General features: G+C 40.0%; 10 protein-coding genes. 5 read left to right on the top strand and 5 right to left on the bottom strand.

Features of this window, described 5'->3' with window-relative positions:
- Positions 1-70: 70 nt before the first annotated feature.
- The 4 genes from B2107_RS20310 to B2107_RS20295 all read right to left on the bottom strand — a co-directional run bounded on the left by B2107_RS20310 (position 71) and on the right by B2107_RS20295 (position 2662).
- Positions 71-709 carry a hypothetical protein gene (locus B2107_RS20310; protein WP_293957579.1) on the bottom strand — a complete coding sequence of 213 codons (639 nt, stop codon included), beginning with the start codon at positions 707-709 and terminating at the stop codon, positions 71-73.
- On the bottom strand, positions 710-1216 hold the full coding sequence (locus B2107_RS20305) for an S-ribosylhomocysteine lyase (protein ID WP_293957578.1): 507 nt from the start codon (positions 1214-1216) through the stop codon (positions 710-712). It lies immediately after the preceding gene.
- Between the two features lie 110 nt (positions 1217-1326).
- Entirely contained in the window at positions 1327-1617 is a 291-nt protein-coding gene (locus B2107_RS20300) for an antibiotic biosynthesis monooxygenase family protein (RefSeq protein WP_293957577.1), read from the bottom strand.
- A gap of 145 nt (positions 1618-1762) precedes the next feature.
- Complete coding sequence (locus B2107_RS20295; protein ID WP_293957576.1) at positions 1763-2662, bottom strand: LysR family transcriptional regulator; 900 nt, start codon at positions 2660-2662, stop codon at positions 1763-1765.
- A 77-nt stretch (positions 2663-2739) separates the two neighbouring features.
- Here B2107_RS20295 and hutH point away from each other — a divergent pair, with 77 nt between their 5' ends.
- The 5 genes from hutH (at position 2740) to B2107_RS20270 (ending at position 10179) form a co-directional block, all read left to right on the top strand.
- Positions 2740-4299, top strand: coding sequence for a histidine ammonia-lyase (gene hutH, locus B2107_RS20290; protein ID WP_293957575.1), 1560 nt, complete (start codon positions 2740-2742; stop codon positions 4297-4299).
- A 10-nt stretch (positions 4300-4309) separates the two neighbouring features.
- Entirely contained in the window at positions 4310-5557 is a 1248-nt protein-coding gene (gene hutI, locus B2107_RS20285) for an imidazolonepropionase (RefSeq protein WP_293957574.1), read from the top strand.
- A 4-nt stretch (positions 5558-5561) separates the two neighbouring features.
- Positions 5562-7580 (top strand): urocanate hydratase, encoded by a 2019-nt coding sequence (locus B2107_RS20280; protein ID WP_293957573.1) that lies wholly within the window; start codon positions 5562-5564, stop codon positions 7578-7580.
- Positions 7577-8581, top strand: a complete 1005-nt coding sequence (hutG, locus tag B2107_RS20275; RefSeq protein WP_293957572.1) for a formimidoylglutamase — start codon at positions 7577-7579, stop codon at positions 8579-8581. The genes B2107_RS20280 and hutG overlap by 4 nt, the downstream gene beginning before the upstream one ends.
- Positions 8582-8718: 137 nt before the next feature.
- A complete protein-coding gene (locus B2107_RS20270; RefSeq protein ID WP_293957571.1) occupies positions 8719-10179 on the top strand; it encodes an exonuclease domain-containing protein in 1461 nt (486 codons plus the stop codon).
- Positions 10180-10871: 692 nt separating this feature from the next.
- Here the strand turns inward: B2107_RS20270 and B2107_RS20265 are convergent.
- Complete coding sequence (locus tag B2107_RS20265) at positions 10872-11993, bottom strand: acyltransferase family protein (RefSeq protein ID WP_293957570.1); 1122 nt, start codon at positions 11991-11993, stop codon at positions 10872-10874.
- Positions 11994-12015: the final 22 nt, after the last annotated feature.

The following is a 12015-nucleotide window of genomic DNA, read 5'->3' as shown; positions in this document are numbered from 1 at the left end:
AGTAAGTAAAGAAATAGCAGAAAAAAGGCCTGTAGTTTTTACAGGCCTTAACAGGGTATTTTCAATTGGATTACGATAGGCTGGCTGGAGCTTTTTCTGCGTCCAGATTTTTCATGAATTGTTGGAGTATGTTACCTAGTCTACCTGAAATTTCTCCTAAAATACTTTCCCAATCTTTCACTGTGCCATCACAGTTGTCTGAAACGATTTTAATACTATGAAAGGCAAGATTCTTTTGGAAACAGAAATTTGCTAGCGCATAAGATTCCATGTCAAAAGCCATAGGGTTTAAATGTTTAATATCTTGATAAAAAGATGAATTTACATGGATAAAACGATCTGATGTCAAAAGTGCATCTTCGTAATTAAATTCATCAACCGATATTGATTCCAATACTCCCTGCCCCTTAAAAAATAATGTGTTCTCTAGAAAAAATCCATCCGTATAAGCGTCTCCTTGTGCATAATAGGAAGGATAAAGAACGTGACCAATCGGATACCGTGTACAGCCTACTGTACCTACATTGAGAACAATTGGATTAATTTCCAGTGTTTTAATGTCTTCGTAAAGTCTGGCGGCAGACAAGAGCGCATTTACTTTGCCAACACCAATTTCATAGATGTAAGTGGATTTACTTGGCGAAGGAAAAGATAGTTCGTTCTTATTTGCTACCAAGATTATTGTTTCAATATCTTTATTCAGGATCATTTAATTTTCTTCAATATATGGGTATTCAAATTCCAATTTTCCAGCAGTGATTAAATTTAAAAAGTTAACACAAGCTTGTTTTGAGGAATCAAAATCCATGAAAGTATAATTTCCACAACTAATAGGATTTTGGAAAGGAACTTCATATCCAGCTGTAAGAATTATTTCAAGAACCTCGTTCATCAACTCCGCTACGTTTTGAGGAGTTCGCTCTGTTCCGGCCAATACAACATAAAATCCTGTGCAGCATCCCATCGGGCCCACATAAATGACTTCATCACCTAAAATCGTTCTAATTTCCGTTGCAAAGCAGTGCTCCAGTGTGTGCATCACTTCAGGAGACAACATACGCTCAGGTGAATTCGGCCTAATCATTCGAATGTCGTAAGTTGTATAGTTTTCGACATTGCTGTTATTGGTCGTAGAAGCTTTCGCGTAGATCCCTTGTTTCAATTTGGTATGATCTACCGTAAAACTATTTACTTTTGCTTTTTCTTTTGTGTACATCTTAATCTGTTCAGTGCTACAAAGCTTGTGGCCTTATAGGGGGTTAAAAGTTAAATGTTAAAAATTTCTACAAAGATACTAGATTATTATAGAATAGGGCTAAAGAACGACTATTTTAATACTTCGTAATGTTCGACTGTTGGAAATGGATCGTAGTAGTGATGTAAAAGTTTCTCCCATTCCTTAAATAATGCAGACTCCCTGAAACCGATGGTATGGTCCTCTAAAGTTTCCCATTCCACCAACAGGATGTACTGATTATCCTTTTCGATGCATTTACGTAGAGAATGCGTGATATAACCTTTACTTGCACTGATATACTGGCAAGCAGTTTTATAATCTCTCTCAAAATTGGATTGTTGCCCTTTAATAATTTGTAATACAGCTACTTCTAAAATCATAATTTCGTTTTGTATGTAAGTTTAGTAATATATCAAACTTAGAGAATTTGTTTTTTATATGCAATACAGTGACAATCTTATCCAGGAAATTTATTCTATATGCAATTTAAAAAGGATTTAGGTCTTACCAATGTATCAGATGTATTTATGCATTGTTGACTCGTAAATTCATAAGCTGGAGGACTAAAGGAATTCCAGGATTACGATTTTGGGCGTTCCAAACTAATGAAAGTGTTGTTCGCTGTGGTAGATCATCCAGTTCCAAAAACGAAACATCAACATGGTATCCATTTTTTAAGGAAGACGGAACAATTGCAACACCGAGCCCCTGAGCCACCATATTAAATATGGTCAATGCATTGACTGTACGAAGCGTTACTTTGGGAATAAACTTATGATCATTGAAAATACTCATGACCAGATCGTAATAGGAGTAACTATAGTTTTTGGAAAACAAGATAAATGATTCGTCTTTCAAGTGATCCAGACTTGGATGTTGAGACGTCAAAAGCGGATGGTTATTGGGTAATACAAGACTGAAATGCTCCGTATATATCGGCTGGCTACTCAGTCCAAGCGGGGCTTCGGAGAGACGGACGAATCCCAAGTCCAATTCTTTTTTTTCCAGCAGATCCAGCTGCGTTTCGTTTGCCAATTCGTGAAGGGATAACTCAATGTCGGGCTGCTGTTTTTTTAGTTTTATCAGTAATTCAGGCAAAATAGTCTGAACAGCTGATCCGATAAAACCGAGCTTTAAGGTACTTATTTTTCCATTTGCATAGCTCTGAAGTTGAGTTTCTATTTGTGTTAAATGTCTAAATAACTCCTGTGCCTCTTTAAAGAGATACATTCCGGCCTCTGTTAACACGACATTCCGCTTAGTACGTTCAAAAAGTAATACCCCATAACATTCCTCCAACTGCTTAATTTGCCTGCTCAAGCCCGGTTGTGCAATAAATAATTTTTCCGCCGCCCTCCGGAAATGTAATTCTTCGGCCAATACTTTGAAATATAATAAGTGTCTAAACTCTATTTGATAATTCATGGTTATCAATTGATGATGAAAATGGTATTTCTGCTTATCAAATATAGCAAGTACTTTTGAGTAAAGCAGATTGGGAGATGGATAAATTTTTATATGGCAGTGGGCATTTGACTTGTTCCACCGCCTTAGCAATAGCGAAAGGATTGGTTCGGGGAGTGATATCGTCGGACGTCAGGGAAAAGATCGATCAAAGCGCCAGTTATGTCAGTAAAATAGTTGGGCGCGGCGAGGTCGTCTATGGGATCAACACGGGTTTCGGTCCGCTCTGTACCACACACATCGATGCCGGTCAAACGCAATTATTACAGGAAAATATTCTTAAAAGCCATGCGGTCGGTGTGGGTGAACCTATAAGCGATGATTTAGCTAAGTTGATGCTTATTCTTAAAATTCACGCGCTTTCTAAAGGATTTTCGGGTGTTCAATACAATACAATTGAGCGGATGATTTGGCATGTTGAGAACGATATCATTCCTATTGTGCCAAAACAAGGATCTGTGGGAGCGTCAGGTGATTTAGCCCCTTTGTCTCATTTATTTTTACCATTAATTGGTTTAGGAAAAGTCAGGGTGAAAGGGAATGTTGTGCATACAGCCGCCATTTTGGAAAAATACGGTATGGCTCCGATTCAATTAGGCGCAAAAGAAGGGCTGGCGCTGATCAATGGGACTCAATTTATGGCAGCGCATGGCGTTATGGGCGTCATTGAACTATATCGCATGCTTCAAAATGCCGATATTATTGCCTCCTTAATGATTGAAGGGTTAAATGGCTCTATAAAACCCTTCTTTTCGGAGCTACATGAATTACGACCACATAAGGGAAATCGTTATGTTGCTGCAAGCATCTTCCATATGCTTCATGGATCAGCTATTTTGGAAAGTCACAAACACTGTTCCCGTGTGCAGGATCCTTATTCTTTGCGTTGTATTCCTCAAGTCCATGGCGCATCACGCAGCGCTTGGTTTCATTTAAAGGACACCATCGAAATTGAAATAAATGCAGTGACTGATAACCCTGTGATTATTAATGATGAACTTACGATTAGCGGTGGTAGCTTTCATGGGCAATCCATTGCATTACCTTTGGACTATGCCACACTGGCAGCGTCTGAAATTGGGAATATTTCCGATCGGAGGGTCTATTTGTCTTTAGAAGGCCAAACCAACGCTGTACCCAAATTGTTGATGAAATCAACTGGACTTAATTCAGGATTTATGATCCTTCAATATAGCACGGCCGCCCTCGCAAGTGAGAATAAAGGACTCTGTTTTCCGGCGAGTGCCGATAGCATTCCAACTTCTTTAGGTCAAGAAGACCATGTGAGTATGGGATCTGTCTCCGGACGAAAACTTTTGCAGGTGATTGACAATGTTGACAAAATATTAAGCATTGAACTGTTGTGTGCCGCCCAAGCCAAAGATTATCATCAACCGTTAACATCAACTGCTGCACTGGAAGCTATCCATGAGAGCATCCGTCAGTCCATACCACATATTGAATCGGACCAGCCAATGGAAGAGCTGCTGACCGAAGCGTTAAAATTGGTAAAATCAGGAGACCTTATTGCATTGCATGCTCAATATGCTGCTGGAGATATTGCTGCAGAACTGAAACAGCAATTTGAGTTATTTTAAACTAAGAATGATGAAAAAGGAGTTAAAATTAGTTGGGCCTTTTAGGCAAATATTAACCCTGTCAAATATGCCGATAAAGGGGCCAATTGACGATAGCCAATTGTTTATTATTGATGAGGGGGGAATTTTAATTGCAGGAAACACGATAATGGATGTGGCAGCTTTTGATCAATTACAACAACAATGGGGGCAGCAGGTGGATCTTATCCATGTTGAGGGAGATCAGGTCGTTTTGCCAGGCTTTATTGACTGCCATACACATATTGCTTTCGCAGGCAGTCGTGCAAATGATTTCGCCCTTCGAAATGCCGGTTCAAGCTATTTGGAAATCGCGGCGGCAGGAGGGGGGATCTGGAGTACCGTATCCCATACAAGGGATTGTGATGCCCGAGAATTGGTAGACCTCACCATAGGGAGGGCACATTTACTATTGAAACAGGGAATCACAACGATCGAAGTTAAAAGCGGTTATGGACTTGACGTTGAACAAGAACTTAAATTATTGCGTGTCATCCGCGAATCAGATCGACAAATACAACCAGACCTTATCCCAACTTGTTTGGCAGCACATATGCTTCCGCGCGACTTCAATGGGTCTGCAAAAGATTATCTCCATATGCTGGCTGAAGTTCTGTTTCCGGCATTAAAATCCGAAAGGCTATCAAATCGGATAGATGCATTTATCGAAAAAGCAGCTTTTCAGGGAGAAGACATTGTCGCTTATTTACAGAAAGCAAAAAATATGGGTTTTGATCTGACAATTCATGCCGATCAGTTTACGACTTCTGGAAGCCAGATTGCGGTGGAACTGGGTGCTATATCTGCGGATCATCTTGAAGCATCAACAGCTTTTGAAATTGAACTTATCGCACAGTCGGACACTGTCGCGGTGGCTTTACCTGCCGCTTCTATCGGATTGGGTTGCGGGTTTACACCCGCTAGAAAACTGTTAGATGCAAGCGCATGCCTAGCCATAGGTAGTGATTGGAATCCGGGGTCTGCTCCGATGGGGCAGTTATTGACAAGTGCGACGATTTTGGCAGCAGCAGAAAAGTTGACCAATGCTGAACTACTCGCGGCATTAACTTACCGTGCGGCGAAGGCATTGAACTTGTCTGACAGGGGAATTTTGGCGAAAGGAATGCGTGCAGATTTTAGTTTATTTAATACCGACAATTATCAGGATATTACATATTACCAAGGAAGTTTGCAGCCTACAGCGGTATGGAAAAATGGTATGGAAGTATTATCAATATAACATCATGAAAGATACATTTAAGCGAGAGGTTGCGGAAGGCATTCCTACCACACTACCTCCAACGGTAGAGCGTGATCACACAATCAGCCACGCTCCCCGACGAAAGAATATTCTTACGAAATCAGAAGAGATGCTAGCTATACGTAATGCTTTACGCTATTTCCCTAATCTCTGGCATGCCATTTTAGCGCCTGAATTTTTACAGGAGCTTCGCGACTATGGGCGAATTTATATGTACCGTTTTAGACCACAATACACAATGTATGCCCGACCAATAGCTGATTATCCGGCCTTAAGTAAGGAGGCGGCGGCAATTATGTTGATGATTCAGAACAACCTCGATCCTGCGGTCGCACAGCATCCGCACGAATTGATTACTTATGGTGGGAATGGAGCCGTATTTCAAAATTGGGCTCAATATCGTCTTACTATGCAATATCTATCGCAAATGACTGATGAGCAAACATTACATCTTTACAGTGGTCATCCGATGGGACTTTTTCCATCTTCAAAAGATGCTCCTCGTGTTGTGATAACCAATGGCATGATGATTCCAAACTATTCGAAACCGGATGACTGGGAACGTTTCAACGCGTTGGGCGTTACGCAATATGGACAGATGACAGCCGGCTCGTACATGTATATCGGCCCGCAGGGTATTGTGCATGGAACGACTATTACGGTTATGAATGCATTCCGGAAACATTTGGCGGTAGATGATACCATACAAGGCAAGGTTTTTTTGACTTCTGGACTGGGGGGAATGAGTGGAGCCCAGCCTAAAGCGGGTAATATTGCGGGATGCATAACGGTATGCGCTGAAATAAACCCCGACGCAGCAAGAAAACGACATGAGCAGGGATGGGTTGACCAATTGATAGTGAGCATACAGGAGCTCGTTAGACAGGTAAAACGGGCAGTGGAACAAAAGGAAATTGTATCCTTTGCCTATATCGGTAACATAGTTGAAGTATGGGAGGCTTTCGATCGTGAAAATATCCACATTACCGTAGGGTCTGATCAGACATCATTGCATAATCCGTGGTCCGGGGGATATTATCCCATGGGATTAACCTTTGATGAAGCAAATGTTTTATTGGCGAGTGAACCGGACAAATTTAAGCAATGTGTGCGAGAAAGCTTGGTACGACATGTTGATGCGATCAATAAGCATGTGTGCAAAGGAACGTATTTCTTCGATTACGGAAATGCATTTCTTTTGGAAAGTAGCCGTGCCGGCGCAGCAGTCTGGAATGATAAAAAGGACCAATTCCGCTATCCGTCGTATGTGCAGGATATTCTTGGTCCCATGTGCTTTGATTACGGTTTTGGGCCATTCCGTTGGGTTTGCACCTCAGGGAGGGCTTCGGACCTGAGAAAATCTGACGAAATCGCCATGACCGTTTTAGACGATCTTCGAGCAGAAGCCCCCTTAGAAATTCAGCAGCAGCTGCAAGATAATATACAATGGATTAAAGAAGCTGAGAAAAATAGACTCGTCGTCGGTTCTCAGGCGCGCATCTTATATGCCGATTCCATTGGACGTATTGCTATTGCAAAGGCCTTTAACGAAGCGGTAAAAACTGGTTTATTTGAAGGGCCGATTGTTTTGGGTAGAGACCACCACGACGTTAGCGGAACAGACTCCCCTTATCGGGAAACCAGCAATATTTATGATGGAAGTCAATACACAGCGGATATGGCTATTCATAACGTCATTGGAGATAGCTTTCGAGGCGCGACTTGGGTTTCTATCCACAATGGCGGTGGGGTCGGGTGGGGAGAAGTAATCAACGGTGGCTTTGGCCTCCTGTTAGATGGTTCAGTCGAAGCGGTTGTTAAATTGGAAAAAATGTTATTTTTTGATGTGAATAATGGGATTGCTAGACGTGCCTGGGCTAGAAACAAGGAGGCAAACCAGGCGCTAGGCCGTGCGATGGAAGGAAATGCTAAATTATTAGTTACCCGTGCGCATCTTGTTGATGACCAAATTATTGAACAATTATTTGATGTGAAAGAATGAAACGTTTGTTGAATGATTCCGAAATATATAGCAAAGGTGATCAAGCTGTTTGGAAGGGACGTGTGGATGGTCAGAGTCGCGAATGGATGCGCTGGCATCAAGTAATGAATTGTGTTGACCTTCATGAACCATCCGATCTTCGCCAAGCCATCGCTTTTCTTGGATGCTGTAGTGATGAAGGCGTTGCACGAAATCAGGGACGAGTAGGAGCCAAAGATGGCCCTGCCGTACTTCGGAATGTATTGGCCAACCTTCCTGTTTATTTTCCAGCTAAACTTAAACTTAATGATTGCGGTGACGTCATATTAAAAGACAATGATTTAGAATCATGTCAGGAACATTTGGGGGCTGCTTTGAAAATTATTCTCGAACGAGAAGGATTTCCTGTCATATTAGGCGGAGGTCATGAAATTACCTACGGCCATTATCTAGGGGTTAGTCAATATCTAAAAAACGTGAATGAAAGTTTAGGTATCATTAATTTGGATGCGCATTTAGATATTCGTGCCTTACAGGATGGCAAAGGAAATTCTGGAACGGGATTCTATCAAATTGAACAGGATCAATCGGCAGCAGGTCTGCCTTTTCATTACTTAGCAATCGGAATTCAGGAAATAAGCAATACCAAGGGATTACTAAATTATGCTTGCGAAAAGAATGTAAAGATTATAGAACGCGATAGTTTGGTCAATGAGAAACTTGATGAGATTCGGGACAAAATAATTGGTTTTTCCAAATTGGTGGATTATGTGTATTTAACCATAGATCTTGATGCCTTTTCTACGGCCTATGCCCCTGGAGTCAGTGCATCGGCATATAATGGCATAGTCCCAGATCAGCTATTTTTTATGATCTACGATTTTCTTTTGGATCTACCTAATCTGAGATCTGTCGATTTGGCTGAATTAAATCCGCATTTTGATATTGATTCGAGGACAGCCAAATTAGCGGCTGATCTACTATTTAAGCTGGTAAATAAATTAGCAGCGAAGATTGAATAACCACCGTAAAGCACGTTAGACAGTGACTTTCACGGTAGTCTAAGGAACGGCCGGGCAATAAAGATATATCCTGTTTTGTAAAAGTTTACGGATATTATTTTCTGTAGCTAATATTTTTAGTATATTTGCTTTGTGTTATGAGTGTAAATCAAAGCAAAAAACAAGAGTTTGCCATCGTGGATATAGAGACTACAGGTGGCCATGCAAAATCTAGTCGGATCACAGAGGTTGCTATTGTTATTCATGATGGTAACCAAGTTCTTGAACGCTGGGAAACATTAGTAAATCCAGGAAAGGAAATTCCTAACTCCATTTTTGCGCTTACTGGCATCAATAATGACATGGTAAAGGATGCTCCAACATTTGAGGAAGTTGCCGAGCGCATTTATGGAATGCTTAAAGACCGTATCTTTGTTGCGCATAATGTCAATTTTGATTACTCATTCATCCGTTTTCAGCTGCATGAATCGGGATTCGAATGGTCAGCGATAAAATTATGTACAGTACGCTATGCGCGAAAAATAAAACCGGGGTTATTATCCTATAGTTTGGGACGTCTATGCGATTATTTAGATATACCGATAGAAAATAGGCATCGTGCAGGTGGCGACGCCGATGCAACTGCTATTCTTTTTGCTTATTTGAAAGTTCTGGATACTGAACAGATCTTTCAGGATATGATTAAACACAAGGCGATAGATCAACGTTTTCCGCCACACTTAAATCCGTTAGCGTATGAACAATTGCCGAATGAGGCTGGAGTCTACTATTTTCACGACAAAGATGGAAAAGTAATTTATGTGGGAAAGGCTGTAAATATCAAAAAACGGGTATTATCCCATTTTACTGGAAATAACATTCAAGCCCAAAGGCAAAATTTTTTAAAGGAAATTCATCATATCAGTTACGAATGCTGTGGGACGGAGCTTATGGCGCTACTTTTGGAATGCGCGGAGATTAAACGGTTTTGGCCAAAATACAATAGGGCACTGAAACGGTACGAACCTAAGTTCGGATTGTTTTCCTATGAAGATCAAAACGGATACCTTCATCTTGCCATTGGTAAGACAAATAGGGGACAGACATGTATTCAAGTCTTCCAGCGTGAATACGATGCAATTCAGTTACTCCAAACATTTATCCAACAAGATGCTATTAATCCGCAATTCTGTCAGTTTGGGCAAGCCAGTTTGTCAACAAAGTCCATTAAGAAGGATGTGTTGCCCGATCGCGACTTACACAATACCAGAATTGAACGCTGTATTGAGGAGTGGTTAGTGCAACGTCCATCGTATGTACTGATCGATAAGGGACGTCATTGTGAAGAGAAAAGCTGTATTGTTATTGAAAATGGTACTTTCTATGGCATGGGCTATATTGATCAATACTATCAAAATTATGGTTTTGAAGATTTAAAAGCACATGTTAAAAGATATCCGAGTAATCATTACATGCTGGAATTAGTCAAAATGGCAGCAGCAAGGCATCCTGCTAAAATACATTTTTTAACAGAATCGACTTTTTTACCAAATACTGCTGCCGAACCGGATTTCCATTATGAAAAGTTAGAGCTAAATAGTCTTTTCAACTTTAGCTAATTGTCTATACTTGGTATCGTAGTCATTTTCTTAGATTTTGGTCATCTTAATCTCAGTTATTTGTTAAAGAAATGTGAAATAAAAAATTGTAGATTATAATGGTCCGATAATTGAAATGTGTTTGTTATATATTAGTAAAGACTTTTCATAATTTAGGTTAATAATTGGTTAGTTAAAACCTGAGGTTCCCAACCTCAGGTTTTTCTTTTTTTACTCCTTTTGGAACTAGCATTCATTTAAAACATGCAGGAGGATACGGGCTACGAAATTTGACCTTTCGACACTACTTGTTCAGTGCTTGTTCAGTGCTTGTTCAGTGATGACTCAGTATCCACTGTATAATCATTGACTGATTACTGTCTAAAAATTGCATTAAAAATGAGCGAAGGGACAAGGTGTAGTTTTTTGCGTCAAACAACTCTTTATTTAATAAAAAAAGGTTTTAATCGCATGTATGTCAGTTAAATAACATTTGTCCCCGTTTTGTCCCCCTAAGTTTTTTCTCTATATAGTTAGTTTAAGCTACTTTAGTATCCGTATACTGTAAACGGCGAAATAGTAAAACAAAGATGGGGCGTTTTCTTAAAGTAGCTACGGTATATCTTATCCATATCTTTATATATAAAAAGGGCCTTGGCCCTTTTTTTTATTTCTAATCCAGATCGCTTATTTTACGCTAAAGGTACCTTGACCTAGATTTTGATATAGATCTTTTTCTTTCGTAAGTAATAGGCGATCAACCAATTCAAAGCGACAAATAGCAATGCAAATAGGGCGGAGGATAATTGTTGATTCTGCCAACTGCCAAACAGGATATTGTAGCTAAAGTCCCAGAGATTTTGCCGGGAGACCCCTATGAGGATAAATGAGCAAATCGTTGGGATCAGCCCACTTATAAAGTAAATAAATAGTGTATTCTTGCCGAAATCATCAAAGATAATATAAAATAATCTGTTGACTTTTTGAAATTCAAAAAGGTATATCAATATACATAGGAAGGATAGAGCAATACCAGTGGTAAATAGGCAATAACTACTTGTCCAGATTTTCTTATTGAGTGGGAAAAAGAACGACCAGATATAACCGGCAAAAATAAAAGATAGACCGACCAACAGTAGCACGTTCAGCTCCCTCTTACCCCTCAATTTTTGAATAATGTATTTACCTGCGATATAACCAAATAAGGTTTGACTTATGGCTGGGAATACGCTCCAAATGTCTTCAGGATCAAACGCTGTTCCTTCACCATGATAGAGATGAGAGGCTCCGAACATACTAATATCAAGTTTGGTTCCGAACCAACCGTCCAAACTATAAGGGTCTGATGGGTTACTATAATAGCAAATCAGCCAATAGCACAAAAGAAATACCGCGCTAACTATTAACGCACCTTTATCTTTAAAATAATATACTAACATAGCGCAACTGAAATAACAGATAGCGATACGTTGCAATACGCCGAAATACCTATACTTGGCAAATGGAATCCACTCGAGCTGGTGAAGACTATTCCATTCTACAAAAGGGAAAACATTTAAAAACAGACCGAGTAGAAAAAGGATGATTGTTCTTTTGACAATTTTATTCCAGTATAGTCCTGGTGCCAGCTGATCGCTATTTTTTAAAGAAAATGCCATCGAGTTTCCAACAGCAAATAAGAAAAATGGAAATATAAGATCTGTAAACGTACATCCATGCCAGATGGAGTGTTCAAGTTGAGGAAACACATGATGATAGTTGCCGGGATTATTGACGAGAATCATAGCCGCGAGTGTAAACCCACGGAAAATATCCAGTGATTTAAAACGAGTCATAATAAAGTATATTTGTAAAAAA

Source organism: Sphingobacterium sp. UBA7855 (assembly GCA_002500745.1).
Taxonomy (GTDB): domain Bacteria; phylum Bacteroidota; class Bacteroidia; order Sphingobacteriales; family Sphingobacteriaceae; genus Sphingobacterium.
The sequence above is the reverse complement of the archived record's forward strand: the minus strand, read 5'-3'. Positions and strand labels throughout refer to the sequence as shown.